General features: G+C 62.1%; 22 protein-coding genes and 1 pseudogene. 6 read left to right on the top strand and 17 right to left on the bottom strand.

The genetic code is table 11. The features are described 5' to 3' along the window. Positions 1-6 precede the first annotated feature (6 nt). The 4 genes from NDB2M4_RS18615 to NDB2M4_RS18630 form a co-directional block, all read right to left on the bottom strand. On the bottom strand, positions 7-2,013 hold the full coding sequence (locus NDB2M4_RS18615) for a TonB-dependent receptor (protein ID WP_072377752.1): 2,007 nt from the start codon (positions 2,011-2,013) through the stop codon (positions 7-9). Beyond that, the gene (locus tag NDB2M4_RS18620; RefSeq protein ID WP_072377754.1) at positions 1,995-2,780 is read right to left on the bottom strand and encodes a TonB-dependent receptor plug domain-containing protein; all 786 of its coding nucleotides are present in this window, start codon (positions 2,778-2,780) and stop codon (positions 1,995-1,997) included. Before NDB2M4_RS18620 ends, NDB2M4_RS18615 begins: the two co-directional genes overlap by 19 nt. Positions 2,781-3,090: 310 nt before the next feature. Beyond that, the gene (locus NDB2M4_RS18625) at positions 3,091-3,558 is read right to left on the bottom strand and encodes a hypothetical protein (protein WP_072377756.1); all 468 of its coding nucleotides are present in this window, start codon (positions 3,556-3,558) and stop codon (positions 3,091-3,093) included. Positions 3,559-3,598: 40 nt separating this feature from the next. Beyond that, positions 3,599-5,143, bottom strand: coding sequence for an MFS transporter (locus NDB2M4_RS18630; RefSeq protein ID WP_072377758.1), 1,545 nt, complete (start codon positions 5,141-5,143; stop codon positions 3,599-3,601). Positions 5,144-5,381: 238 nt separating this feature from the next. Between NDB2M4_RS18630 and NDB2M4_RS20540 the strand changes: the two are divergent. Further along, positions 5,382-5,615, top strand: a pseudogene (locus NDB2M4_RS20540) (uracil-DNA glycosylase); the annotation flags it as partial. 6 nt (positions 5,616-5,621) lie between these two features. Here the strand turns inward: NDB2M4_RS20540 and NDB2M4_RS18635 are convergent. From NDB2M4_RS18635 to NDB2M4_RS18665, 7 genes are all read right to left on the bottom strand, one after another. After that, the gene (locus NDB2M4_RS18635; RefSeq protein WP_072377760.1) at positions 5,622-6,284 is read right to left on the bottom strand and encodes a hypothetical protein; all 663 of its coding nucleotides are present in this window, start codon (positions 6,282-6,284) and stop codon (positions 5,622-5,624) included. Positions 6,285-6,381: 97 nt separating this feature from the next. Further along, positions 6,382-6,921: a dihydrofolate reductase family protein gene (locus NDB2M4_RS18640; protein ID WP_072377762.1), complete on the bottom strand. Its 540-nt coding sequence runs from the start codon at positions 6,919-6,921 to the stop codon at positions 6,382-6,384. A 21-nt stretch (positions 6,922-6,942) separates the two neighbouring features. Beyond that, positions 6,943-8,604: an energy-dependent translational throttle protein EttA gene (ettA, locus tag NDB2M4_RS18645; protein ID WP_072377764.1), complete on the bottom strand. Its 1,662-nt coding sequence runs from the start codon at positions 8,602-8,604 to the stop codon at positions 6,943-6,945. A gap of 220 nt (positions 8,605-8,824) precedes the next feature. Beyond that, a complete protein-coding gene (locus NDB2M4_RS18650; protein WP_072377766.1) occupies positions 8,825-9,505 on the bottom strand; it encodes a 2OG-Fe(II) oxygenase in 681 nt (226 codons plus the stop codon). Positions 9,506-9,659: 154 nt separating this feature from the next. Further along, a complete protein-coding gene (locus NDB2M4_RS18655; protein ID WP_072377768.1) occupies positions 9,660-10,649 on the bottom strand; it encodes a mitochondrial fission ELM1 family protein in 990 nt (329 codons plus the stop codon). Positions 10,650-10,736: 87 nt separating this feature from the next. After that, positions 10,737-11,471 carry a CPBP family intramembrane glutamic endopeptidase gene (locus tag NDB2M4_RS18660; protein WP_139247377.1) on the bottom strand — a complete coding sequence of 245 codons (735 nt, stop codon included), beginning with the start codon at positions 11,469-11,471 and terminating at the stop codon, positions 10,737-10,739. Further along, the gene (locus tag NDB2M4_RS18665; protein WP_072377772.1) at positions 11,468-12,475 is read right to left on the bottom strand and encodes a mitochondrial fission ELM1 family protein; all 1,008 of its coding nucleotides are present in this window, start codon (positions 12,473-12,475) and stop codon (positions 11,468-11,470) included. The genes NDB2M4_RS18660 and NDB2M4_RS18665 overlap by 4 nt, the downstream gene beginning before the upstream one ends. A 185-nt stretch (positions 12,476-12,660) precedes the next feature. Between NDB2M4_RS18665 and NDB2M4_RS18670 the strand changes: the two genes are divergently transcribed. Next, positions 12,661-13,140: an Lrp/AsnC family transcriptional regulator gene (locus tag NDB2M4_RS18670; RefSeq protein ID WP_072377774.1), complete on the top strand. Its 480-nt coding sequence runs from the start codon at positions 12,661-12,663 to the stop codon at positions 13,138-13,140. Between the two features lie 10 nt (positions 13,141-13,150). On the opposite strand, the gene NDB2M4_RS18675 is transcribed toward NDB2M4_RS18670, so the two are convergent. The 6 genes from NDB2M4_RS18675 to carA form a co-directional block, all read right to left on the bottom strand. Further along, positions 13,151-13,459 carry a hypothetical protein gene (locus NDB2M4_RS18675; RefSeq protein ID WP_072377776.1) on the bottom strand — a complete coding sequence of 103 codons (309 nt, stop codon included), beginning with the start codon at positions 13,457-13,459 and terminating at the stop codon, positions 13,151-13,153. Positions 13,460-13,603: 144 nt separating this feature from the next. Further along, on the bottom strand, positions 13,604-14,077 hold the full coding sequence (gene greA / locus NDB2M4_RS18680; protein WP_072377778.1) for a transcription elongation factor GreA: 474 nt from the start codon (positions 14,075-14,077) through the stop codon (positions 13,604-13,606). Between the two features lie 103 nt (positions 14,078-14,180). Next, a complete protein-coding gene (gene carB / locus NDB2M4_RS18685) occupies positions 14,181-17,516 on the bottom strand; it encodes a carbamoyl-phosphate synthase large subunit (protein ID WP_072377780.1) in 3,336 nt (1,111 codons plus the stop codon). A 126-nt stretch (positions 17,517-17,642) separates the two neighbouring features. Next, complete coding sequence (locus tag NDB2M4_RS18690; protein ID WP_072377782.1) at positions 17,643-18,350, bottom strand: hypothetical protein; 708 nt, start codon at positions 18,348-18,350, stop codon at positions 17,643-17,645. Between the two features lie 40 nt (positions 18,351-18,390). After that, the gene (locus NDB2M4_RS18695; protein WP_072377784.1) at positions 18,391-19,026 is read right to left on the bottom strand and encodes a hypothetical protein; all 636 of its coding nucleotides are present in this window, start codon (positions 19,024-19,026) and stop codon (positions 18,391-18,393) included. Positions 19,027-19,200: 174 nt separating this feature from the next. Beyond that, complete coding sequence (gene carA / locus NDB2M4_RS18700; protein ID WP_072378324.1) at positions 19,201-20,397, bottom strand: glutamine-hydrolyzing carbamoyl-phosphate synthase small subunit; 1,197 nt, start codon at positions 20,395-20,397, stop codon at positions 19,201-19,203. A 216-nt stretch (positions 20,398-20,613) separates the two neighbouring features. Between carA and NDB2M4_RS18705 the strand changes: the two genes are divergently transcribed. The 4 genes from NDB2M4_RS18705 (at position 20,614) to NDB2M4_RS18720 (ending at position 25,716) form a co-directional block, all read left to right on the top strand. Beyond that, positions 20,614-21,063 carry a GatB/YqeY domain-containing protein gene (locus tag NDB2M4_RS18705; protein WP_072377786.1) on the top strand — a complete coding sequence of 150 codons (450 nt, stop codon included), beginning with the start codon at positions 20,614-20,616 and terminating at the stop codon, positions 21,061-21,063. Between the two features lie 191 nt (positions 21,064-21,254). Beyond that, a complete protein-coding gene (gene dnaG / locus NDB2M4_RS18710; RefSeq protein ID WP_072377788.1) occupies positions 21,255-23,165 on the top strand; it encodes a DNA primase in 1,911 nt (636 codons plus the stop codon). 246 nt (positions 23,166-23,411) lie between these two features. Next, a complete protein-coding gene (gene rpoD / locus NDB2M4_RS18715; protein WP_072378326.1) occupies positions 23,412-25,394 on the top strand; it encodes an RNA polymerase sigma factor RpoD in 1,983 nt (660 codons plus the stop codon). A 133-nt stretch (positions 25,395-25,527) separates the two neighbouring features. Beyond that, positions 25,528-25,716 (top strand): hypothetical protein, encoded by a 189-nt coding sequence (locus tag NDB2M4_RS18720; RefSeq protein ID WP_072377790.1) that lies wholly within the window; start codon positions 25,528-25,530, stop codon positions 25,714-25,716. Positions 25,717-25,818 lie beyond the last annotated feature (102 nt).

The raw sequence follows: 25,818 nt of genomic DNA on the forward strand, positions 1-25,818 counted from the left end.
ACGCCATCAAAACCTGAGTGCCGAACCGATGTAGTAGCTGCGCCCGATCACCCACGGGAAGTCATCTGAAGCGACCGCATTGCCTTTGCTGTTAGTGATGTTGTTGACGTGGAACTCAATGGCGGCCTGCTCGGTCACGTTGATCTGTCCAGACGCATCGAGTAGCAGCGTCGCGCCGAACTTCCTGTCGTCATAGACATCATGGTCGATCCCGTACTCGTCAACATGCTGCTTTGTGGTGTCATAAACACCCTCGTAGCCGAGGTTCACTCCGGCGCTAAGATTCAACACCAGGGTGTTGTTGAACCAGACCGTCGATAGCGTCGAGCCTATGCGCACGGGTATGTCGAGGTTCCCTGTGACGGCTTGAAAGCCGGCGCGCGAATAGCTCGCATCGTTGTACCAAATAGGCTTGATGGTTGGATCGTCCTCGTCATCGAGGTATGCGCCGCGCGAAGCCGTCTGCTCAGACCACGTCACCTGGCCGGTAATCGCCGCCGCATCTAGATAGAATGGCGTCTTCAACCGGTGCCACTCCTTCGTATACTCGGCGCTCGCCGACCTGTAGTTCCGCCACGCGTTGTTCGTCAAACGATAGCACTGACTGACCCCAGCCAATTCGCAGTCGTCACTTTCGAACTGGTCGCGCGAGTATCGCTCCAGATATTTGAGGCGCAACTGTCCGCCCAAAAGTGGATCTTTGATGCGTACTGCACCTGTGTACTCGTCGTCATACGGCGTATTGAGGCCCGCGGCCTGATAACGGATTAGCTCGTTCGCATAGCTTTGATAGATATACGGCACACCGTTCGCGTCGTGCTTCCGCACCACGGTGTATCCGCGCGACTGCTTGTCGCGAATAGCGTAGTAAAGAGTTTCGCCGAGGTAGTACCGGTTATAGCCGCCCGTAAAGCTGAGCCCCTCAAACGGCGTGACAGTTCCCGCTAGACGCGGAGCCAGATTGATGTTCTCAAAATAGTCGTCGTAGTCCACGCGAAGACCAGCTCTTACATTAAACCATCTCCAAGTCTGGTCGATCTCAGCAAATGTGTGCGCCGCGGCAACCTTTGCGGTCACGTCGTACTTTTCGTACAGCGTATAGCGACCAGCATACTGCTCTGCATCGCACATTGTATCAGATGGATCGCAATTGATCGCCGACACGACAGGTGAGGTGCCCCCCGTCGTCTGATAAGAAGACGGGTAGCTTGCAACTGCCATCGAGCCTACGAAATAGTAGTCTTCAAGACGCGCACGACGCCCCTCATACTGTTTGAGCTCCGCACCCAACTTGAAGCTACCTAACAAAAGATCACCGTCGACTTTCGCCTGCGCGCCGTAATCCGTCTGGCCCTGAAGCTTGTTGCCGTAACCGCCCTCTCTGCAACTGAACTGGACGCTGCTCTGATCGGCCTGTGTAAGATCCATGCCTCGACACCAATCGTCGTGGAGGGTCGTATCGTACCAGGTGCTCCAGGTCCCCGTTGCAGCATTGTATGTTTTGCGACGCTGGTTCAGCCAATTGTAGGTCGTGTTCCCGCCAGATGTGTTGAGCGTTTCACTGGTGTTGTAGAATGCGCGAGCCTCGAGTTTCGCCCGGCCCAGCCCCACAGAATCCACGCGCACGCCTGCTAAGTCACGCTCCAGCTTAAGCTGCGAGGTCGTGCTATCCGTTTGCGTATCGATATAGAGGTCACGCCCGTGTGGGTTCTCCCAATGCTGGAAGTAGTCAGTGCGCGACACATCGAGCGTCAATTTGCCGAGGTCGGTACGGGCCGTTGCTGCAAACCGCAGAAAAATGTTGTCTGAGTTCTCGTGCACCCAGTCGTCGCTGATGTAATAGACCTTTTGCTTGCTTGTTTCGGCCTGCTTACGACTCGCTTGCGCTATGAATGCAAAATCCGACGTGATCGGAGCCCCCACCGAGACAGCCAAATTATTCTTCTCGAACGTCGGAGCTTGGCGATGGTTGGAATTGAGGCCATCCTCAGTGGCTAGAATGTAGTTGACCATCTCGCTGGTGTGACGGCTCGCACTGACGCTTGCATGATAGCGGTCTGTCGGAGGTGCCGATCATATACGACAACACCGCCCTGAAATTGTCCGTATTCGGCTGAGGCATTGCTGTCGATGATTGTGGCTTGGCCTATGAATTCCGTCGGTACATAGACGGTCTGCGGATGAAGGCCGTAGATGTTGTTTGCTACAGGTGTTGAGGCATCATCGGCCGGAAGATTGTCACTCCAATCAACCGGACCAGTGATGTTGCTGATAGAAACGCCATTGAGAATGAAATTGTTTTCGTATGTACGGCCGCCACTGATCGAGAGCAGAAGTGGCTTGGTATCGATCGATTTGCCTGCGGTTGCGCCAGGCTCATCATCAGTTTGATCCTGATACTGCACGTTCGGCAGATTGCGCAGGAACGTGTTCGCATCTCCGCCACCGTCCGTCCGCAGATTGACGCTGTTGGAATCGAATGTCGTCGTACCAGTGTCGCTCAGCGCCTGGCCGTAGACGATGCCGGGAACCTCAGGCTGCGTATCCTCTCCCGCCGCCGCCGGAGCCGCGGCGGTGGTCGTGCCCTTGTTCTTCTTGGCTGCCTTCTTCTCCGCAGGCTTGGGTGATGTCTCGACAACGAGCCCCGGCAGTGCCGCCGAATTCTTCGTCTTATTGTCGCCGTCGGCGGCATCGGCCGCCCCCGAAGCTCCGGATGTTTCAGACGCGGCTGCCGCGTCGGGCTCCGCCGTCTCTTGCGCAGCGGCACTCGCCGCTCCCATCACAAACGCGCAAACCAACACACGCGCGCAACCGCGCGCGAACGCACACGCAACCATCGTGCCCCCACTCATACGCAACGCTACTTGGAAGTCGGCTGGCTGCGGCTGATGCGCGAAGCAACTGCCGTTGGCTGGCTTATCGAGAGCTCAAAATCCCCCCGGCCTAAGCTCTCGAAGGCCGTCTTTTCACTTAAGAAACATTACTCAGAACGTCAAGATATAATCGACCCCCACAGACGCGGCATTCCGGCGGCCGCGTTGATCTCCGTCAGTCAACGCGGCCGGGGTCGACAAACACTTCTCTTACCGATTACCCCCCAGCTGCCCGCCGGCGCCGCTCGACCAGGCTCAGCGGCGCGCTCACGCCCACACCGCGCTTCTCGTGCGGGAACAACGGACGTGCAGCCCCAGCCGCGTGCGCAACGTGCGCGGCATGATTGGCCTCCACGTGGTCATCGCGGATGTTGCTCGTCGCTTGCCGCCAATCGCCGGCACTTGGAATGTAGGCGGCCACTTCCGCCTCATGGTCGATTTGCGGCGCTGCGGGCGCACGCGGCACCTGGAACATGCCGATGCTCGACGCCAATCCCTGCAACTCTCCAAGGATCGAAATGCGCCGCGCCTCGTGATCGCTGGCGATGGCCTGCACGTCTGCGAGCAGTTGCTCGTCGAGACGCGTCAGCGCATCGCTCAGGGCTTTGACGAGTGTCTCCTCGTGGCTTGCCATCTCCGCAATTCGGATGTGCATTTCCTCGAGTTGCTGTTGTAGCTTCCCCATAATGGCCCCCTCATTGCTGCAGTCGAATCAAGTGCTTCGACTATTTGGCCATGTGTTCGAGCCGGAAATGAGGAAGCATTAAGCCAGCGACGATCGCCGCCAGCAGCGCGCAAGCGGTCGAAACGGCCGCCGTGACCTCGAATGCATACGTGTACGCAGCATGCGCAACCACGAGCAGCTCGCGACCCGCCGGTGCTGACAACGACTGCGCTGCTGCAATTGCCCCGCCGATGGTTTCCGATGCCGCTTCATGCATGGCAGTCGGAACACCCGGTAACAGTGCCGCCTCCATGCTTGTGCGATAGACGACCGTCAGAATGCTGCCGAGAACAGCTATTCCGAGCGCTCCACCAAACTCAAAGCTAGTCTCCGATATCGCTGAAGCCGCGCCCGCACGTTCGGGGGGTGCGGCGGCCATCACGAGATCTGTCGTGATCGCACCGACGGGCGCCATGCCCGTGCAGAACACCAGCATGCCGATGAACAGCAGCGACTGCGGGTTGCTTGCCGCGGAAATCTGCGTCAGCAGCGCAAAGCCGATCGCCGAGATCAGCAGCACGCACGCCACCACGCTTCTGGGTGCGAAGTAGCGCAAAAGCACTGGTGCCATCATCGACCCGCACGCGAACACGACGCCCGCCGGCGCAGTGAAGAGGCCAGCGGTCAGCGGGCTCATGCCGACAACGAGTTGCAGGTACTGGGCGATGAACAGGAACATCCCCATGATCATGAACAGCCCTAGGATATTCATGATCAGCGCCGCACTGAACGCCGGCACCGCGAACAGCCGTACATCGATCAGCGGATCAGCGAGACGCCGCTGGCGACGGAAGAACATCCAGCCGATGCACAGCCCCACGAGTATCGCACCTGCCGCGAGCACATCGACGCCGTCAGCCGCGATCCGCTTCATCCCATAGACGATCGACAGCACCGCCACGAGCGATTGCGCCGCGCTCGCGACGTCCATGCGCCCGGCGTTGGGATCGCGAAACTCGGGCAACAGCGTCGGACCGATGATCAGCAGCAAGGCCATAATCGGCACGTTGATCAGGAACACCGAATGCCAGTTGAAGTGCGTGAGCAGGACGCCACCGAAAAGCGGACCAATCACCGCGCCGGCAGAGAAGCTCGCCACCCAGACACCAATGGCAAACGTGCGCTCGCGATCATCGAGAAACATGTTGCGGATGAGCGAGAGCGTAGAGGGCGCAAGAGAAGCTGCAGCCAAGCCCTGCAGAGCGCGCGCCAAGATCAGCATCTCAGCGCTCGGTGCCGCAGCGGCGAGTGCCGACGCTGCGCCGAATGCCGCCGCACCATAGAGCAGTACCTTGCGCCGCCCGATGCGGTCACCCAACGTGCCCATCGTCACCAGCGCGCCAGCGACCATGAAGCCGTAGATGTCGACGATCCAAAGAAGCTGCGCCGCGCTTGGCTTGAACTCGGCACTGATCTGCGGCACCGCCAGATGCAGCACGGTCAAGTCCATCGAATAGATGAGACACGGGATCGCGATCACCGCCAGACCGATCCAGTCCCTGCGTGTCGCCTTGCTCGGCGCTTCTTGAATTAGGTTCTGTTCCATACGGCGCCTCTTACCCGAGCCGCCCTCATTCGGCCAGTGCGGCATTCCATTGATCGCGCGCCAACCCAAATAGTCTCTTGCCGGCTCGTTGGCTTTGTGTGGCCGTCTCCCAGAAACCAAGCCCTGCCGCTGAAGGGCCAGGCCCGAGAACGTTGCGCGACTTTAAAGCGCGCATCGTCGCATCCCCGCCGGCCCACCCCTCGATCGCGCCATGCGCGATGCCGGCATTGATCGTCGCAAGGTGATCGTCGCCCTTGGCGGCACCGCCGTCCTGGCACTCACTGGCAGGTCATTACCGGTCACAGGCGTGCGCGGCCCGCATGAACTCGACGGACGCGCAGGCTAAATCACCGTCCACCCCTCGTACCTGTTGCGCATCCCTGACGCCTCGGCCAAACGCGAAGCCTATGCCGAGTTCGTTCGCGACTTGAAGAAAGCTCAAAAGCTCGCCAGCACACGTAGCGCGATCTAAGCGGGCTCAGTCGGCCTTGGCGTTGCTCGATGATTGCCAGTCTGCGCTATACATCGGCAAGGTGCGCTCGTTGAACGCACGCGCATCGTAGTAGAGCAGTGAGCGATCAAATTTGACGGTCGGCTTATCCTTCGTCTCCGCCACGTCGAAGGTAAGCTCGAAGTTGTATGGCCCGAGCGCCTCGATCAACTGCGCCGGCTTCTCTCCATCGCCGCGCGTATAGAACAGCACCGACTCCGTGCGGCTCGACCTGCCGGCAAGAGACACAGGCGCGAACGGCTCGTAGGCACCCGTCCGCGTACGCTCCATGGTCCAGCGCCCGAAATCGGCGGCATAGAAGTGCTTCGTCACCTGAGTCCGGGGATCGGTGACGGCAAGTTGCATCGACAGGATCGTCGCCGTGCGCGCGCCCTCGTTGGTCATCGTCACCGGCACCGCGATCATTTCGAAGTTCGAGTTCTGATACGGCGCCGAGTATTGGACGACGGGCGGAACGAAGATCCTCACGTCCGCCTGCTTGAGCGAAGTCTCCCAAAGGCTGTAGCCGGAGATGGCGAGCGCGATCGCCGAGAGCACGGCAGCAAATTTGCCGCCCTCCAGAGGCGACATGCCATGCGCGGCATTTTCCGCTGAGCCCGCACCCCGCACGCGGTCAGAAAACCTGCCCATAATTCCCCCGAAACTCCTAAACAGCCTGATTGGCGGCCAGTTGGCAGGGGATTTGGGCTCGGATGTGACGCGCCGGGCTATAGCCGCGCATCAAGGCTCACGCCGCTGATGCGCGGTAGCACGACTGCACAAATCCTGAAGCAAACGCGGACGTCGATATATGCGCTAGGCGCACGTCCCCAGTCACTTCGCCGAACAGCGGCAGCCCCGATCCGATCACGACTGGCAGCCGTGTGATGACGAGGTCGTCGATCAATCCCTCACGCAAGAATGATTGAATGACACGGCCGCCGTCGATGTAGGCCCGCTGCCAGCCGTCATGGCTCAACTCGTTCATTACCTCGCGCGGAGCTTTGTCGCTCACGCGCACGCGGCCTGCGAGCGCGCTGGGCACGTCCGCATCGGTCATCGTCCGGCTCAGCACAATAACCGGCTTCGTGTACGGCCAGTCAGAGAATCGCAGCGCCTGCTCGAACGTCGACCGGCCCATCACGAGCCCGTCGACGCTCTCCATGAACGCAGCAAATCCGTAATCGTGGCCGACGTCGGGCCAGCCTTCGAGCCAATCGATTGCGCCGTCCGGTCGGGCAATGTACCCGTCGAGACTGACCGCGATGAACACGTGCCCAGTGGTCATTGCCCGTCCAAGCACGCGCGCCTATGCCCGCTCGAAGCGCTTGTACTTGATGCGATGCGGCTCGGTGGCGGCGTCGCCCAGGCGACGCTTCTTGTCTTCTTCGTAGTCGGCGAAGTTGCCCTCGAACCATTCGACGTGGCTGTCGCCTTCGAATGCGAGGATGTGTGTCGCCAAACGGTCGAGGAAGAAGCGATCATGGCTGATGACCACGGCGCAGCCGGGGAAATCTTCCAGTGCCGCTTCCAGTGCACCCAGCGTTTCGGTGTCGAGGTCGTTCGTCGGCTCGTCGAGCAGCAACAGGTTGCCGCCCTCCTTCAGCATCTTCGCCAGATGCACGCGGTTGCGCTCACCGCCCGACAGAAGCCCCACCTTCTTCTGCTGGTCCGCACCCTTGAAGTTGAACCAGCCGCAATAGGCGCGCGAAGACATCTCACGCTTGTCGCCGAACTTCATGATGTCGAGGCCGCCGGAGATCTCCTCCCAAACAGTCTTCTTGTCATCGAGGTGGTCACGGCTCTGATCGACATAAGCAAGCTTGACCGTCGGCCCGAGTTTGATCTCGCCCCCGTCCGGCTTTTCCTTCCCCGTGATCATCTTGAACAGCGTCGTCTTACCCGCGCCGTTGGGACCGATCACGCCGACAATGCCGCCCGGCGGCAGCTTGAACTCCAGACCATCGATCAGCAGCCGGTCGCCGAAAGCCTTCTTGAGGCCGGACACTTCGACAACCATGTCGCCCAGACGCGGACCAGCGGCGATGGAGAACGACGCCTTGCCCACCTCTTCGCGCCCGGCCTCTTCGACCAGCTTGTCGTAAGCGGAGATACGAGCCTTCGACTTCGCCTGACGTGCCTTCGGCGAGGAACGGATCCACTCCAACTCGCGCGAGATCTGCTTCTGGCGGCCTTCCTCGACGGCCTTCTCGCTCTCCGCGCGCTTTGCCTTCTGCTCCAGCCAGCTCGAATAATTGCCTTTCCACGGCACGCCCTGCCCGCGATCGAGCTCCAGCGTCCACTCCGTGATGTTGTCGAGGAAGTAGCGATCATGCGTCACGAGAATGACGCAGCCGGCATACTCCTTCAGGTAGCGCTCGAGCCAGGCGACGCTTTCCGCGTCGAGATGGTTCGTCGGCTCGTCGAGCAGCAGAATGTCCGGCTTCGATAGCAGAAGCTTCGTCAGCGCCACGCGGCGCTTCTCACCGCCCGACAGCTTGGTCACGTCGGCATCGCCTGGCGGACAGCGCAGCGCATCGAGCGCCTGCTCCACCTGCGTGTCGAGATCCCAAAGATTCTGAGCGTCGATCTGATCCTGCAGCGCCGTCATCTCGTCGGCGGTCTCGTCAGAGTAATTGGCGGCGATCTCGTTGTAGCGGTCGAGGATTGCCTTCTTCTCCGCCACCCCTTCCATCGCGTTTCCGAGAACATCCTTGTCCGGATCGAGTTCCGGCTCCTGCGGCAGGTAGCCGACCTTGATGCCGTCTGCGGCCTTGGCTTCGCCGAGGAAGTCGTCGACCCGCCCAGCCATGATCTTCAGCAGCGTCGACTTGCCCGCGCCGTTGAGACCGACGACGCCGATCTTGGCGCCCGGCAGGAACGACAGCGAGATGTCCTTCAGAACCTGTTTGCCCCCCGGATAGGCCTTGGAGAGCTTGTGCATGTGATAGACGTACTGCGGGTTCGCCACGGGGGCGGCCTCCTTGAATCGCGGGTGTCGGGATTGGTCTTTGCGGCCTTCTAGCCGATCAGGCCGCGCCTCTCAACGCGGCCGATGCTCAGCTCCCCTGCCCGGCGCCGGGTGCGACAGCTCAGGCAGGCAGCCTCCCCGTACATAGGGTTTTGTTTTCAAAAGGAAAAGGCGCACGCGTCGCCGCATGCGCCCTTCCAAAGTCGGCCCTGACTGTGCGTCAGGCGAACGCCGGCTCGGCAACCGTAACCGGTTGCTCGGGATACGCGAGCTGCTCGCGTGCCCGCCATTCGTTCGTCACGTAATTGATCACCAGCGACTTGCGCACGCCGTTGATCTTGCGCGGCTCGAACCCATGATAGCTAATGTTCGATGGAACGAAGATCATTGCCGAGTTGGAAGCGAACGGCGAACGGCCGACCCACTTCTTGTCGTTGTCGTAGATGTCCGTACCGAGATCGGCATGCGTCGGATCCGTCGACAGGTAAAGCAGGAACGTGAACGCCTTCACGCCGATGTCGGTATGCGGTTCCAGCCAGAAGCCGTCGACATCCTGCGCGAACTCGATGCGCAGATATGTGCCACCGAGCTTCACACCAAAGATGCGTTCGATTTCTGCTGCGACGCGCGGATCCTGCAAAGCCGACGAAACCGATTCGGCGCACGCATGCTCGGCGCGATTGGCGACATCAAAATAATGGCGCGAGGCGTTGTGCAGCTCGCGCTTGCCCGACACACCGCCGAGATCAGCTGCGGATATCGGAAGCGACAAGATCTCGTCGACCGTCGATTGCGGCAGACAGTCTCTGAGGAACCAATGGCGGTAAGGACTGCGCCCTTCCGTGGCCGTGTGGAAGCTTCTGAGTAACGACGCGGCGACTTCTTTAGCGGATGCGGACATGAGAGTTGCGCTCCTGGTTCGCTGCAGTTCACCTCGCAATGCTGCTGCCAGTTACGCCGCGCTTCGTCACCTTACCAATTGGTATTTCCGGTTATGCACGCAGTTCACAGTTGAAAAGCTCAGTTATGCACGGCCTTCTCAAAGCTTGCGGTAGTTACTTTTGAATAGTTTTGTAATGCGCCACAATTTGGCGCGCGATCGCCACTCCAGAGTTCAGCGGCGTGTATTTCCATTCTGCAAGATTGGAAAGCTGTTCAGGGAACGGTCGCGTAGCGCCGTGCCGTTCGAGCGCCTGATGAAAGCGCGTAAACTTTGCCGAGCCACCGTCAGGATGAAACACGTAGACGGGTTTGCCCGTCGCGCACGGCTCGCCGGTCATGTTGATGCTGTCGGCCGGCGCAAGGAATGCATCGGCGCATGCGAGAAAATGCGGATAAGGATTGTCGCCGGTCATGTCCCAGAACATTCCAGGGAAGCGCGAACTTGCGCGTCGCGCGCACTCCACCACTGCGGCTTCGCTCCGGCGCGATGGCGTGATCAGCAGGCTGGCGCCAGCTTCGCCCAACGCAACGATGGCGCGCTCGAGCCTATCCAACGCGGCTGGTGAATACGTGTAGTCGCCATTCGAGCCACCCAGCATCACCGCCACACGCGGATAGGGAAGCGCTTCGAGAAACTGAGGAACTGTCTCGCGCAACTTAGCCAGCCGCTCTTCAGTGAACCCGTGTGGAGCCGTCAGCGACGTAATCACATTGTCGCCGCGCAGCTTGTCGTGCTCTGGAACCCAGAACAGATCAGCCGTCTTCAGTGAAACCTTCGGGTTCTGCAGAATAACCGTGAACGTAGCCGCTCCCGCGCGTCGCTTCAGTTCGCGAATATACGGCGTCGTCAGTCGCCCGATCGACATCGCCACATCCGGCCACGGTGGTGCGAAATCGCTTCCCGGCTCGCCGAAGCGCACACTCCGCGGCACGCCGATCCATGGCGACAGCAGTTTGTGAATGCCCGAGGGGTTTATCCGCTTCACTGTGACGGCAAGACCGAGCGCATTCGCGATGCCCTGCGTCTGCACATCGTTGCCCGCCTTGCCGTCGCTGATGATCCAGCAACTGCGGCCTTTCAGAGGATTGACCGGGCTCGTCATCGAAATAACTCCGCCTTCCGCGAAGACACTCCTTACGGCGTCCGCACCGCGCGGCCAAGAACGCGCGCCCGTCAATGCACATCCCGCTCAACGCCAGGAAAGGATGCCGACGCCTGTAAAGAAGAAGCGCCCGATGCCGATTGTGAACACCAGCCAGCCCCACAGCGTGTGCTCGATGAAGACGGCCCAGAATGACCGCGCGATGGCATAGCGCCAAGCGAACAGCACGCCGATCGCCGCGCTGCCATAGATGGCGAGCGGCGTGCCGATCACGATGTGCCCCAGCCCGAACAATGCGCCGTTGAGCAAAATCGCCAGCCACCACGCGCGCCCGAACAGAAGCCCGTACCGATGAAAGAAGAACGTCCTGTAAACCAGTTCCTGCGCGATCACCGACATGAGCGGATAGAGCAGCATGATGCGCTGATAGGTTTCCGGGCGATTGCGCGGAAACTCGAGAAACAACGACGGCAGATATTCCGCAACGTACGTCGCGACGATCCCCCCGCCGATCGCAAACACCAGAAGGATCGACCCGAGTTGAGCCAGCGAAAACCCACGCGTCAGTTCACGCCGTAGCGAGAACGTCCGGTCGATCAGCAGCACGATCAGGATGATCGCCAGAACGGGAATGAGCGCGATGAAAACCGGAATGCCTCCGTCATGCACGGCGGCATCGACCGCGAACGGTGCCGCAACGTAGAGCAGCGCCATCTCGATGATGCGCCAGGAACGCGCTCCGATCGTCAGATCGGGCAGCGAAAGAGTTCCGCCCGCGCACAGCATCGCCTCGTTGAGCCCCCCGGCCCCCTTTTGGTTCATGGATGCACGCAGCCGCGTGCCAGCCAACGTCGCTCGACTTCGCGCGCAATGGTCTCGGCCGCGTGCAGCGGCTCGTACGACCACGGCGGCAAGCGATCGACCCGCTCCGGAAGCTCACGTGTTGCCCCGTAGGCTTCGAGCGCGCGATGGAATCGCCGGAACTTCGCCGACCCGCCGGAAGGATGGAACACCAACACCGGCCGCCCTGTTGCCGCTGCCTCGCCGGTCATGTTCACGCTGTCGCCGGTGACGACGAACATGTCCGCGTGCGCGAGAAAATCCGGATAGGGATTGGGCCCGTCGCCATCCCAGAGAATGCGCGGGAACCCCCGCGTCGCCGCTTCCGTCACATTGAACAGCCGATGATGCGTACGGCGCGACGGCGTGATCATGAAGCTGACGCCCAGCGCGCCCAACGAGGACAGGGAAGCAGCAAGACGCGCATCGTCGCTCGCTGTAAACTTGTAGCTCCCGTTGCGGCCGCCGAGTACCACGGCCACCCGCGGCCCCGGCAGTGCTGCAATCTCGTCCGGCATCGTACGCCGCAACGCTTCGATGCGCGCGGGCGTGAAACTGTGCGGCGACGTCAGCGTGACAATCACGTTCTCCCCGCGCAGACGATCGTGCTGGGGTACCCAGATTGCATCCGCCGCGCCTGTGCCAGCCCGCGTATCGAGCATCAGGATGGTGAATGTCGCCGGCGAGTGCCGCCGCAGCGCGCGCAAATAGGGAACGCTTGTGCGCCCTAAGGCGATGGCAACCTGCGGCCACGGTGGAGCGAACTCGGCCCCCGCCTCACCGAACCGCTCGCTCGCGGCCACCGGTCCCCACGGAGACAACAACTTGTAGATGCCCTTCGGCGCGATCGGCTTCAACGTGTAGGAGAGCCCGAGCGCATCCGCCAGCCCGCGCGTCTGCACGTCCATGCCCGCGGCACCGGTGGTGAGCAGCCAGGCGCTGCGGCCGGCGAGAGGGCGGAAATGGTCAACCGGTGCATGCATCATATGGATAGGATGGCACCATCAGACCGCAGGCTGTCCACCCCCAATAGAGCCGCAATGTAAAAGGCCAAGGTCAGCCGCTCCGGCGCTAGCCAAATTGGGCCGCTTGGTGCAACGTCCCTCGCCATGTCGGCTGCAATTTCGGGCGAGACCAGCGCCGACGGCAAATCCGTGGAGACTTGACCGCGATGGCCGTGCGCCTGGACCTCGTCGATTGGCGCATCCTCAAGGAGCTGCAGGCCGACGGCAGCCTCACCAACGTTGCGCTTGCCTCCCGCGTCGGCCTGTCGGCCCCGCCGTGCCTCCGGCGCGTCAGGGCCCTCGAGCAGGCTGGCCTGATCGCTGGCTATACCGTCCTGCTGGATGAAGCCGCGCTGGGCTTCGAGCTCACTGCCTTCGCCATGGTCGGGTTGCATAATCAGGCCGAGGCAGAGCTGCGCGCCTTCGAGAACCGCGTCCTCGCTTGGCCCATCGTGCGCGAGGCCTACATGCTCTCAGGCGAAAGCGACTACATGCTCAAGTGCGTCGCCAAGGATCTGCCCGCCTTCCAGGACTTCATTCTCGGCGATCTGACGGCAGCTCCCAACGTCGCCAGCGTGAAGACCTTCCTCACCATCCGCCGCGCCAAGCGCGAGCCCGGCGTGCCTATATCCGTACCCGAGAAGTGAACTCGCCGGCTCAGCGGTGCCGGCGGCGATGCTTGTGAGTGCGGTGCTTATGTCGCCGGTCGGCGTAATAGTACCGCTGGCCCCGGTAGCCCTGGTGGCACACCGGACTGTTGGTACCGCTGAGGCAGCCGTAGCGCTCCAGCAGCTCCGTATCCCGCTCGCTAACAGGACCGCCCGCACGCGCGTTGGCCCGCGCATGCTCCAACTCTCCTGCTTCGACTAGTCCGCCGGCGGTAGCATTGCCTGGCATCACGGCCAAACCACCCGCTCCCATAAGGATCAAGGCCAGCAGGGAACGCTGCGACAAGATCGACTGCATGGTTTCACACTCCAATCGCCCGGGCGAACACCCGCGCGGCCCGGTTCGTTCAACCGGCAACATTGGAGTTAGATATGCACCCGCACGCGGAAAACCAGCGGCTCCCGCGTGCCAAGGGTCTGCATCGTCTCCGGGTCGGAAGGGTTATTTCCACTCGATCTTCAGGACCTCGTAGGAACGCGGTCCCTTGGGCGTCGTCACCTCGGCGGTGTCACCCTTCGACTTGCCGATGAGCGCACGCGCGATCGGCGAGGAGATCGAGATCTTGCCGTCCTTCACGCTCGCCTCGAAGTCGCCGACGATCTTGTATTTGACCTTCTCGTCGGTGTCCTCGTCGACCAGCGTCACCGTGGCGCCGAACTTGACCGTATTGCCCGACAGCTTCGTCGTATCGATGACGTCGGCGCGGCCCAGCCGATCCTCGAGATCGGCCACGCGCGCCTCGTTCAGGCCCTGCTGTTCCTTGGCAGCGTGATACTCTGCATTCTCGGAGAGATCGCCATGCGAGCGCGCCTCGGCGATGGCCTGAATGATACGGGGGCGTTCCTCCGATTTGAGACGATGCAGCTCCGCTTCAAGCGAGCGAAAGCCCTCGACAGTCATCGGGACCCGTTCCATCGACATTCCTAACATCTCCCTACGGCCTGGCGGACAGGCCAGGACCACCAACACTCGTTGCTGCCAACGTGTGAAATGGGCCGCCCTGAGGCGGCCCGGATGATTAGGATGGGCGCGTCACGAAGCTTTGCAAAGGGGCTACGCTCAATGTGCCCGCTTTTAAGGCCCTAATGGCCCGGGTGACCGCCATCGCACCAGCAATAGTTGTATAATAGGGTATATGGTGAAGCAAGGCCGTCCGGCGGATATCCTTGCTGTCGGACAATGCCTTAGCGCCTGCCGTCGTATTGAAAACAAGCTGCACGTCGCCGTTCTTCATCGCATCGACGATGTGCGGACGCCCTTCCAATACCTTGTTGATAGCTTCGCAGGCGATGCCATTGGCTTCGAGGTGACGCTTGGTCCCGCCGGTGGCGATGATCTTGAATCCCATCCCCTCCAGTTCCCGCACTGGGGCCACCACCCGGTCCTTGTCGGTGTCCTTAACGGAAATGAACACCGTACCGCGCATCGGCAGAACCTGGCCGGAGCCGAGCTGGCTCTTGAGGAACGCCATGGCGAAGTCTCTATCGATGCCCATCACCTCGCCGGTCGAGCGCATCTCTGGTCCGAGGATCGGATCGACGCCCGGGAAGCGCGCAAACGGGAACACCGCCTCTTTCACCGCGACATGCTTCAGTTCCGGCTGGGTGAGCTTGAAGTCGGCCAGCGGCTTGCCCGCCATCACCTCCGAAGCGATGGCCGCGATCGGCTTGCCGATAACCTTGGCAACGAACGGCACCGTGCGCGAAGCGCGCGGATTGACTTCGAGCACGTAGACGATGCCGTCCTTGATCGCGAACTGCACGTTCATCAGGCCGACGACCTTCAGCGCCAGCGCCAACTCGCGCGCCTGCCGGTCGAGTTCGGCCAGCATCCCCGAGCCAAGCGAATAGGGTGGCAGCGAACAAGCGCTATCCCCCGAGTGAATACCCGCTTCCTCGATGTGCTCCATGATGCCGGCAACGAACGTATCCTTGCCGTCGGCGAGGCAGTCGACGTCGACTTCCACCGCGTCGGTGAGATACCGGTCGATCAGCAGCGGCCGCTTGTCAGAGACGACGAGCTCTGACGGACGATCCAGCGTCGCCGAAAGGCGCGTCACGTAGCGATCGACCTCCAAGCCGTCGTGCACGATCTCCATCGCGCGGCCGCCCAGAACGTAGGACGGGCGGATCACGACCGGATAGCCGATCTTATCGGCAACCGAGCGCGCCTCGCCCGGCGAGCGGGCAATGCCGCTCTGTGGCTGCTGCAGCCCGAGTTTGTCGATCAGCTCCTTGAAGCGATCCCGGTCTTCCGCAAGGTCGATGGCATCAGGTGAGGTGCCGAGGATGGGCACGCCCGCTTCTTCCAGCGCCGCCGCCAGCTTCAGCGGCGTCTGTCCGCCGAACTGCACGATGACGCCTTTCAGCGTCCCCTTCGTCTTCTCCTTCTCGACGATCTCGAGCACGTCCTCGGCGGTGAGCGGCTCGAAATAGAGCCGGTCTGAGGTGTCGTAGTCGGTCGACACGGTCTCCGGGTTGCAGTTGATCATGATCGTTTCGAAGCCTGCCGCCGTAAGCGCAAAGCAGGCATGACAGCAGCAGTAGTCGAACTCGATGCCCTGGCCGATGCGGTTCGGACCGCCGCCGAGGATGATCACCTTCTGCTTGTCGGACGGATAAGCTTCGTCCGCGGGCTCTCCCGTCAACCCCGTCTCGTAGGTCGAATACATGTACGCCGTGGGCGCAGCGAACTCGGCCGCGCACGTGTCGATGCGCTTGAACACCGGGTGCACGCCCAGCGCCACGCGTTGCGCACGCACGTCCTTCTCGGGAAGTCCCGCGAGCTTGGCGAGGCGTGCATCCGAGAAGCCCATCGCCTTGAGGCGACGCAACTGCGAAGCTGTCTTCGGCAACCCGTGCGCCTTTACGCGCGCTTCCTCATCGACGATCGCCTTGATCTGACTGAGGAACCACGGATCGATGCGGCACGAGTTGTGGACCTGATCGACATCGAAGCCGAGCCGCAGCGCCTGCGCCACCTTTAAGATGCGGTCGGGCGTCGGCTTTGAAACGGCCGCGCGAATGACGTTCTTGTCGTCGCCCTGGCCAAGCCCTTCCAGTTCGATGTCATCGAAGCCGGAAAGCCCCGTTTCCATCGAGCGCAGCGCCTTTTGCACGCTTTCAGCAAACGTGCGCCCGATCGCCATCACCTCGCCGACCGACTTCATGGCAGTCGTCAGCGTCGTATCGGAACCAGCGAACTTCTCGAACGCGAAGCGCGGGATCTTGGTGACGACATAATCGATCGTCGGCTCGAACGAGGCAGGTGTCGCCCCTTCGGTGATGTCGTTGGCGAGTTCGTCCAGCGTGTAGCCCACCGCCAGCTTCGCGGCCACTTTGGCGATTGGGAAGCCGGTTGCTTTCGACGCCAGCGCCGACGAGCGCGACACGCGCGGATTCATCTCGATGACGACAAGGCGCCCGTCAGCAGGATTGACGGCGAACTGCACGTTCGAGCCGCCCGTCTCCACGCCGATCTCTCGCAACACCGCGATCGAGGCGTTGCGCATGATCTGGTATTCTTTGTCGGTCAGCGTCAGCGCTGGGGCCACGGTGATGGAATCGCCCGTGTGCACACCCATCGGATCGATGTTCTCGATCGAGCAGATGATGATGCAGTTGTCCGCCTTGTCGCGGACGACCTCCATCTCATACTCCTTCCAGCCGAGCAGGCTTTCGTCGATCAGGATCTGTCCGACCGGCGAGGCATCGAGGCCCGACCTAACGATGGTCTCGAACTCCTCACGGTTGTAGGCAACACCGCCGCCCGTACCGCCGAGCGTGAACGCCGGGCGGATGATCGCCGGCAGGCCGATCGAATCGACCACCCGCATCGCCTCGGCAAAGCCAGCCGCCGTGTCGTAGCCGACGATGTGCCCCTCGGCGTCCTTGATTGCCGGAGACGACGCGATCGCAGCGCGCGGGCTCTCCAGGCCGATCCTGTCCATCGCCTCGCGGAACAGCTTGCGGTCCTCGGCCTTGTCGATGGCCTCCGCGCGCGCACCGATCATCTCAACGCCGAACTTGGCGAGCACGCCCTGCTGCTCCAGCGCCAGCGCCGTGTTCAGCGCCGTCTGGCCGCCCATCGTCGGCAGCAGAGCGTCCGGGCGCTCCTTCGCGATGATCTTGGCGACGACTTCTGGCGTGATCGGCTCGATATACGTCGCGTCCGCCAGCTCCGGATCAGTCATGATCGTCGCTGGGTTGGAGTTGACGAGGATGATCCGGTAACCCTCCTCCTTCAACGCCTTGCACGCCTGCGTGCCGGAATAGTCGAACTCGCAGGCCTGGCCGATAACGATCGGTCCCGCCCCGATGATGAGGATGGACTTGATATCCGTGCGTTTGGGCATGAGGCGGCCTTTTAAGTCATGGTCGGCGGCTTTGGCTATAGCCCAATTCACGCGAGCGCAACTGTGCATGCACCGGCGCGGCACCAGTGCATGCAGGAAGAGCGGTCAGTCAGAGAGGCGCGAAGCTTATTTCTTCTCTTCCGGCTTGGCCTCCGCCGGCTTGTCGATAGGGGCTCCAGGGAATTTTGGCGCGTCGACCTTGATATCGATAGGATAGCTGTAGATCGCCTCGAACACCGGCTTCTCCAGCTTGTCGGCCCGCCCGAAGATGCTGCGGGCCGGCAGACCGGTAGTCGGATCGACGAAGATCACGCGCACCGGACGATCCGGCAGCTTGGGCTTTTCTGTCGCGCCCGGGCTCAGGTTCTGCGGGCCCGGCTCCTGGTTCTCACCGCGGTAGGCGAGATAGCTCTGGCCGTCTACAGGCTGCTTACCGAGGCAGTCGAACTCACCGAGCGAGCCTTCCTGATTCTCGCCCAGCGTCTCCTGCATCTGCGCCGCCATGGCATCGGCGACCTGCGGATGCAGCGGGTGCCAGTCCTCGCCTTCCATTCGGCTCCAGCCGTCGCGTCCGATCACGACCGTCTCCACCGGCTTGGGCTCCAGCGTCGAGGTGATCACTTGGCGCATCCGGTCGGGTAGCACGTAATCGACCGTCATGTTCACGAGACCCTGCTCCGACAGCATCTTGGTCTTCATGCGGAATCCGCTGGTCTTGCGCTGGCGGTCCAGAGCGGCGGCCACCTCGTCCTTGCAGTCTGCATGAGCGGCGCTGCCAGCGGCGATCAACACGGTTACGGCCGTCAGCAAGCGGCACATCATCTGCTTCTTCATCGTTCGTTTCCTCAACCAGGTACGCGCGCGATTATTGCGCTTATCTCATTTTCACCAGTGGTGCATTCGGATGGTCTTCGATCTCGAGGTGTTCGGGATAGTCGTAGACGCCCTTGAACACCACCTCGGTCGATGGCGCCTCGGCGGAGACGATATTCACCATCGGCAACCCGGTTTTCGGATCGACATAAACCGTGCGGTGGAGCGTCGGAGCGCCAGCCCCGGCGCCTGAGTCCGAGCGTTTCTCGACGCTCCGATAGGCGAGATAATCCTTGCCGTCGAGTTGAACCAGGCCGAGGCAGTCGAAATCGCCGACCTCCTTGGGTGGATCGATCACTGCGGCCCGCACCTGCGCGATGATCGTCTGGGCAACGGCCGGCATCAGCTCTTCCCAGGCGCCGCCCTGGCGGCTGTAGGCGCGCGTCCCGTAAAGGACCGTTTCGAGCGGATCCTGGCTCGGCGCAATGATCGTCTGGTGCATGCGGTCCGGCGGCTGGTATTCGACGTTGATCTTCACCTGGCCGGATGGGCTCTTCATCTCCGAGGCCATGGTGAACGCCCGCGACGAACGCTGTTTGTTGAAGGCATCGGCCACCTCGCCGCGGCATTTGTCATCGGCCATCGCCGAGGCCGTAAGCAAGGCCGTGATGGCGCAGAAAATGGCGCACCGCTGCATGAATTCCTCCCTGGTCCGCCGTTGGGCTTATTGCCGTCGGCGCCGCTTGATTACTGTGCCTCGGGAACTTTTTCCACGCAGGAGACACAATATTCCCGAAGAGGGTACACTATAACGTCGCCTGAACGGCCCGCGAGAGCCGTCAGCATTAATGTTTTGTAGGGTTGCCTCGGCTCAGCCGGCCTTGCGGCGGCGCATCAATTCGACGAAACGGTCGAACAGGTAGTGGCTGTCCTGCGGCCCTGGCGAGGCCTCCGGATGGTACTGGACCGAGAAGATAGGCTTGTCCTTCACCTGCAAACCGCAGTTGGTCCCGTCGAACAGCGACACGTGCGTTTCCTCGACGTCGGTGGGCAATGTCGACCGGTCCACGGTAAAGCCATGGTTCATCGAGGTGATCTCCACCTTCTGCGTGGAGAAGTCCTTCACCGGATGGTTCGCGCCGTGATGGCCCTGGGCCATCTTGTGCGTCTTCGCGCCCAACGCCAGCGCCAGCATCTGGTGTCCGAGGCAAATGCCGAACACCGGCAAGCCCGATGATACGATCTTCTGAATTTCCGGAACCGCGTATTTGCCGGTGGCCGCCGGATCCCCCGGGCCATTCGACAGGAACACGCCGTCAGGCTTGCGCTCCAGGATGTCCGCGGCGCTCGTCGTTGCCGGCACGACCGTCACCTTGCAGCCAGCACTGGCGAGGCAGCGCAGGATGTTGCGCTTCAGGCCATAGTCGACGGCGACAACATGGAACGGCGCATCTTCGTTGCGGCCATACCCGGTGCCCCACACCCAGCGCGTCTCGTCCCACGAGTAGCTCTGACCGCTCGTGACATCCGGCACGAGGTCCATGCCATCGAGGCCCGGCCAAGCGGCTGCTTCCGCTTTCAGCTTGTCGATATCGAAGTTGCCCGAAGGGTCATGCGCGATGACGCCGTTCGGCATCCCCCTCTCGCGAATGAGTACCGTCAGCGCTCGCGTATCGACGCCGGCGATCGCGATGATGCCGCGCGCCTTCAGCCAGCGATCGAGGTGCTCCGCCGAGCGGTAGTTCGATGGAGTGGTGATGTCGGCCCGAAGCACAGCCCCCCGCACGCCGGAGCGCGCCGCGAGGTTCGACGTCTCGGTGTCATCGTTATTGGCACCGACGTTGCCGATGTGCGGGAACGTGAACGTGATGATCTGCCCTGCGTACGAGGGATCCGTCAGAATCTCCTGATACCCCGTCATCGCCGTGTTGAAACAAACCTCGCCGACGGCCGAGCCTGTGGCTCCAAGTCCCGTTCCGGAAATCACGGTGCCATCAGCCAGCACGAGGCGGGCGGTCAAGGGCGCATCGGCCCAGGGCAGCGGCGTATCTGATTGCGGGGTCGTCAATGGCGGCTCCGGCAGTCGCGTCTGATGCGGCACAACGGGCGCTGCCGTGCACCGGCCACACGCTGGGCGAAAGGGCGGAATGCGGCCGGAACCTATGGTAAGGGCAACGCCCGGTCAACAGCGTGGCCTTGCGACCTGACGCGCCGCCAACAGGACGATCGCTTGCGCCCGGCGGGCGACGTGCCTAAACACGCCGACGAGCAATGGAGGCTTAAGATGCGCGACAAGATCAACGACGACCTGAAGACGGCGATGAAGGCCGGCGAGAAGGATCGCGTCGGCACGCTCCGTCTCATCAATGCGGCGATCAAGGCAGCCGACATCGAGGCCCGCCCCTCGGGCAAGGACAAGATCTCCGACACCGACATCCTTTCGGTGCTCGCCAAGATGGTGAAGCAGCGGCGCGATTCCATCGACCAGTACACGGCCGGTGGCCGCCAGGACCTCGTCGACAAGGAGCAGGCCGAGATCAACGTCATCGAGGCCTACCTGCCCAAGCAGATGAGCGAAGACGAGGCCAAGACGGCCATCGCCGCCATTATCAAGGAAGTTGGCGCCGCTGGCCCGAAGGACATGGGCAAGGTCATGGCCGCGCTCAAAGCCAAATACGCGGGCCAGATGGACTTCGGCAAAGCCTCGGCCCTCACCAAAGACCTGCTGAAGTAGCACCCTGCGGTCACGGGCGGCTGTCGTCTGGAGTGCGTCCCCACCGGCACTTGGCGGAATGGGTGCCTGTGCACATCGGTGACAGCGCACTTGTGCCACGCCGGGACACAAGCGAATCAGGCGATACGTTGCGCGTAACGAGCGCGCCCCGCGTTGTTTATTGCTCGTCCGACACTTGGCAATGGATTCGAATGCGCTATCCGCCAAACTTTCTGGAAGAGATCCGCGCGCGCATCAGCGTCAGCTCGGTCGTCGGCCGCAAAGTGGCGTTGAAGCGCGCTGGGCGTGAATACAAGGGCCTCTCCCCCTTCAAAATGGAGAAAACCCCCTCCTTCACGGTCAATGACCAGAAGGGCTTCTACCACTGCTTCGCCTCTGGTGAGCACGGCGACATCTTCACCTTCCTGATGAAAACGGAAGGGCTCTCGTTCCCCGAGGCCATCGAGCGCCTCGCCGCCGAGGCCGGTGTGCCGATGCCCAAGGTGTCGGCACACGATGAAGCGCGCGAAGACGAGCGCGACCGCCTTTACCGGATCATCGAGATATCTCAGGCCTTCTTTGAAGAAGCGCTGAAGTCCGGCGCTGGCACTGAAGCCCGCCGCTACCTGGAAAAACGCGGCCTGAAGCGCGAGACCATCGCCGCCTTCAAGATCGGCTATGCGCCCAACGATAAGTCGGCGTTGCGCCAGCACTTGGCGGCTGCCGGCTTCAAGGTCGAGGAAATGATCGCCTCTGGCATGCTCATCGGCGGCGAGGACATCCCCGTCGCCTATGACCGCTTCCGCCATCGCGTCATGTTTCCCATCACCGACCTGCGCGGACGCGCAATTGCCTTTGGCGGTCGCGCGCTCGCCCCCGACGCACCGGCCAAATACCTCAACTCGCCGGAAACGCCCCTCTTTCATAAGGGGCACATCCTCTTCAACGCTCAGCGCGCTCGCGGTCCCGCACACGACAAATCGCGCATCGTCGTCGTCGAGGGCTACATGGACGTCATCTCGCTGAGCGAAGCGGGTTTCCCAGAGACGGTCGCCCCGCTCGGCACTGCCCTCACCGAAGATCAGGTGAAGCTGCTTTGGCGCATGGTCGACGAGCCGACCCTGTGCTTCGACGGCGACGCGGCTGGCCGTAAGGCCGCTTTCCGTGCCGTCGAGACGGTGCTGCCGCTGCTGACACCCGGCCACAGCGTCCGCTTTTCATTCCTGCCCGGCGGGCTTGACCCGGACGACCTCGTGCGCCAGAGCGGACCGCAAGCCTTCGCCGACGAACTTGCAAAAACGCGCGCGCTCTTTGACGTGCTGTGGGAGCGCGAGGCTCAAGGCCAGGACCTTTCCACCCCCGAGCAGCGCGCCGCATTCGAAAGCCGACTCGCTGCCATGGTTGGCAAGATCGGCGATGGCAGCGTGCGTGCCCAGTACGAGCGTGAGCTGCGCGAGACGCTTTACGCCCTTAACCGCACCGTGGTGCGCGAGATCGCTCGCGGCCAGGGGCCGCGCAAGTCGGCCAACGGCCCTGCCCGGCGCAACAATGCCACCCCCGATTGGCGTCTGCGCGAGCGTGCCCGCCTCGGCTCCGCGACGTTTCCCATCGTCGCACCACGCCGTGCTGCCGCCAGCCCCGAGTTGTCATCGCGTGCCGAACTGGCCCCGCCGCGCGAAGCCTTACTACTGAAAACGCTGCTCAATCACCCCTGGTTGATTGACGAGCATGCCGAAGAGATTGCCGCTGCCACCCTGGCCTCCCAGCCCATGGCACGGCTGCGAGATATGATCCTGGCGAGCCAAGCTGTGGAAAATGAGCTTGACAGCGCACGCTTACGCTCCCAATTGAGCGATGCGGGCCTCGGCAAGGTCGTAGACCTTGTGGAGCGTTCCGTTACGCATAGAAGCGATCGTTTCGCAGAGCCTGATGCCCCGCGGGCCGAGGTGGAAGCTGGCTGGCGCCACGCCCTCGCGCTGCATGAGAGGCAGGTCGGCTTGCAGAAGTCGCTCGAAGCCGCTGTCCAGGCTTATCACCGGGACGGCTCCGAGGACGCGCTTGCGCGCATCTGCGAGATCCAGGGCCTGCTTGCAAGGGCAAGCGAACCCGTCTCAGCAGATTAACCAGTTGTTCTGGCGTGCTCTTTGCGTGCGAGGGGTGAGACGAGCGCTATGTGACCCGCGCGTGCGGCGCGGGTAGTGCAGGGATCAAAGGGGTGGACACCTTCGGCATGCGCACGCCCTGGTGTTTCACCGGAACTGAAAGCCATTGCGACGTAACGTCGCACGCCGTCAGGCGCTGACAAAGCGGGATGCGAGCCCTTGAAAGCACAGGCCGTTAAGACGAAAGCCTCGACCGGACGCACCAAAGTGGCGCCGGCACCGAAGAATGAGGACCAGGACAAGCAGGGTGACGCCCCCGAGCGCGACAGCCCGCTCCTCGACCTTTCCGATCAGGCCGTCAAGAAGCTGCTGAAGACCGCGAAGGCCCGCGGTTATGTCACCTATGACGAGCTGAATTCCGTTCTCCCCTCCGAAGAAGTGTCCTCCGAGCAGATCGAGGACACGATGGCGATGCTGTCCGATATGGGCATCAACGTTGTCGACACTGAGGAAGGCGAAGAAGGCCAGGAAGCAGCCGGCGCCGACGACACCGACGATGAGGAAAGCGGTGGCCGTGCCCTCGCGCCTCAGTCCGCCCTCGCCACCACCAGCACCCGCTCCGAGCCGACCGAGCGCACCGACGATCCAGTGCGCATGTACCTGCGCGAGATGGGCTCCGTTGAGCTTCTGTCGCGCGAGGGCGAAATCGCCATCGCCAAGCGCATCGAAGCCGGCCGCGAGGCGATGATCGCTGGCCTGTGCGAAAGCCCGCTGACCTTCCAGGCCATCATCATCTGGCGCGACGAGCTGAACGAAGGCAAGATTCTGCTCCGCGACATCATCGATCTCGAAGCCACCTACGAAGGCCCCGAGGCCAAGCAGCCGCCTCCTGCGCTGGGCGAAGGCGAAGAAGCCGAAGCCGAGGAAGGCTCATCCGAGACGCCAGCCGAAGGCGAGATGGATGACGAGGACGACTACGAGAACGCGCTTTCGCTCGCCGCCATGGAAGCCGAGCTGAAGCCAAAGGTCCTCGAGACGTTCGACCGCATCGCCTCCACCTACAAGAAGCTGCGCAAGCAGCAGGACAAGAAGCTCGAGCAGCAGGTCGCCGGTGAGCAGGGCTCCAAGAAGGAGCAGAAGGCCTATGACAAGCACCGCGAGGAAATCATCGCGGACGTGAAGAGCCTGTCGCTCAACAACAACCGTATCGAAAGCCTCGTCGAGCAGCTCTACGGCATCAACAAGAAGCTCGTTGGTCTCGAAGGCCAGCTGATGCGCCTTGCAGAGTCGTGCGGCGTGCCGCGCCAGGCATTCATCGACGAGTACTTCGGCAACGAGCTCGATCAGACTTGGCTCGATCGTGTCAGCGGCCTTGGTCGCAAGTGGCAGACGTTCGTCAAGAACGAGAAGGCCCGCATCGAGAAGCAGCGCGGCGACATCCACACGCTCGCCTCCGAAACCGGTCTCGAAATCACCGAGTTCCGCCGCATCGTCAAAGCGGTGCAGAAGGGCGAGCGTGAAGCCCGCCAAGCCAAAAAGGAAATGGTCGAAGCGAACCTCCGCCTCGTCATCTCCATCGCCAAGAAATACACCAACCGCGGCCTGCAGTTCCTCGACCTCATCCAGGAAGGCAACATCGGCCTGATGAAGGCGGTCGATAAGTTCGAATACCGCCGCGGCTACAAGTTCTCGACCTACGCCACGTGGTGGATCCGTCAGGCCATCACCCGCTCGATCGCCGACCAGGCACGCACCATCCGTATCCCCGTGCACATGATCGAGACCATCAACAAGATCGTGCGCACCTCGCGCCAGATGCTGCACGAAATTGGCCGCGAGCCGACCCCAGAAGAGCTGGCCGAAAAGCTGGCGATGCCGCTGGAGAAGGTGCGTAAGGTTCTGAAGATCGCCAAGGAGCCGATCTCGCTCGAAACGCCGATCGGCGACGAGGAAGATTCACACCTGGGCGACTTCATCGAGGACCGCAACGCGGTGCTCCCGATCGACGCCGCCATTCAGTCTAACCTGCGCGAGACCACCACCCGCGTGCTGGCGTCGCTCACCCCGCGTGAAGAGCGCGTGTTGCGTATGCGCTTCGGCATCGGCATGAACACCGACCACACGCTGGAAGAAGTCGGCCAGCAGTTCTCGGTCACCCGCGAACGCATCCGTCAGATCGAGGCCAAGGCCCTGCGCAAGCTCAAGCACCCGAGCCGTTCGCGCAAGCTGCGCTCCTTCCTCGACAACTGAGACTGATCGACATCAGCCGAACATCGAGCCCCCGCGGGAGAATATCCTTCGGGGGCTTCAATTTTATCGGCTTTGTCCACGCGCTAGTAGAACGATTGCGCCATGCTTCCCGCTTAGCTGCGGAGGAAGCGACATGACTGCCAGAACATTCTCATACATCGCCGGCGCCATCTTCTTGGCTATCGCCCTCGTTCAGCTGACCCGCGCTGTCGGCGGCTGGAATGTTGAAGTTGCATCGACGGCCATCCCGGTTTGGGTAAGCTGGGTCGCCGGCATCATCGCCACGACGCTCGGCTGGCTCGGCCTCACGGCTCGCAACTGATTATCTGCGCCTCGCCACGCAGAAAGTACTCGTCGTCGCGTGCCGCGCGCGGCGACACCGGAAGAAACGGCAAGCAGCGCGGCCAATAGTTTCCTGGTGCTG

The organism is Hyphomicrobium sp. NDB2Meth4, from assembly GCF_900117445.1.
In the GTDB taxonomy this organism is placed as follows: domain Bacteria; phylum Pseudomonadota; class Alphaproteobacteria; order Rhizobiales; family Hyphomicrobiaceae; genus Hyphomicrobium_A.

Coding starts and splice junctions, on each gene's coding strand:
- NDB2M4_RS18630 (WP_072377758.1), bottom strand. CDS start 5,143: ATGGAACAGAACCTAATTCAAGAAGCGCCGAGCAAGGCGACACGCAGG.
- NDB2M4_RS18690 (WP_072377782.1), bottom strand. CDS start 18,350: ATGAAGAAGCAGATGATGTGCCGCTTGCTGACGGCCGTAACCGTGTTG.
- NDB2M4_RS18660 (WP_139247377.1), bottom strand. CDS start 11,471: ATGAACCAAAAGGGGGCCGGGGGGCTCAACGAGGCGATGCTGTGCGCG.
- NDB2M4_RS18670 (WP_072377774.1), top strand. CDS start 12,661: ATGGCCGTGCGCCTGGACCTCGTCGATTGGCGCATCCTCAAGGAGCTG.
- NDB2M4_RS18635 (WP_072377760.1), bottom strand. CDS start 6,284: ATGGGCAGGTTTTCTGACCGCGTGCGGGGTGCGGGCTCAGCGGAAAAT.
- NDB2M4_RS18640 (WP_072377762.1), bottom strand. CDS start 6,921: ATGACCACTGGGCACGTGTTCATCGCGGTCAGTCTCGACGGGTACATT.
- NDB2M4_RS18695 (WP_072377784.1), bottom strand. CDS start 19,026: ATGCAGCGGTGCGCCATTTTCTGCGCCATCACGGCCTTGCTTACGGCC.
- carB (WP_072377780.1), bottom strand. CDS start 17,516: ATGCCCAAACGCACGGATATCAAGTCCATCCTCATCATCGGGGCGGGA.
- NDB2M4_RS18650 (WP_072377766.1), bottom strand. CDS start 9,505: ATGTCCGCATCCGCTAAAGAAGTCGCCGCGTCGTTACTCAGAAGCTTC.
- NDB2M4_RS18625 (WP_072377756.1), bottom strand. CDS start 3,558: ATGGGGAAGCTACAACAGCAACTCGAGGAAATGCACATCCGAATTGCG.
- NDB2M4_RS18620 (WP_072377754.1), bottom strand. CDS start 2,780: ATGGGAGCGGCGAGTGCCGCTGCGCAAGAGACGGCGGAGCCCGACGCG.
- NDB2M4_RS18615 (WP_072377752.1), bottom strand. CDS start 2,013: ATGGTCAACTACATTCTAGCCACTGAGGATGGCCTCAATTCCAACCAT.
- NDB2M4_RS18705 (WP_072377786.1), top strand. CDS start 20,614: ATGCGCGACAAGATCAACGACGACCTGAAGACGGCGATGAAGGCCGGC.
- NDB2M4_RS18665 (WP_072377772.1), bottom strand. CDS start 12,475: ATGATGCATGCACCGGTTGACCATTTCCGCCCTCTCGCCGGCCGCAGC.
- dnaG (WP_072377788.1), top strand. CDS start 21,255: ATGCGCTATCCGCCAAACTTTCTGGAAGAGATCCGCGCGCGCATCAGC.
- NDB2M4_RS18720 (WP_072377790.1), top strand. CDS start 25,528: ATGACTGCCAGAACATTCTCATACATCGCCGGCGCCATCTTCTTGGCT.
- greA (WP_072377778.1), bottom strand. CDS start 14,077: ATGGAACGGGTCCCGATGACTGTCGAGGGCTTTCGCTCGCTTGAAGCG.
- NDB2M4_RS18655 (WP_072377768.1), bottom strand. CDS start 10,649: ATGACGAGCCCGGTCAATCCTCTGAAAGGCCGCAGTTGCTGGATCATC.
- NDB2M4_RS18675 (WP_072377776.1), bottom strand. CDS start 13,459: ATGCAGTCGATCTTGTCGCAGCGTTCCCTGCTGGCCTTGATCCTTATG.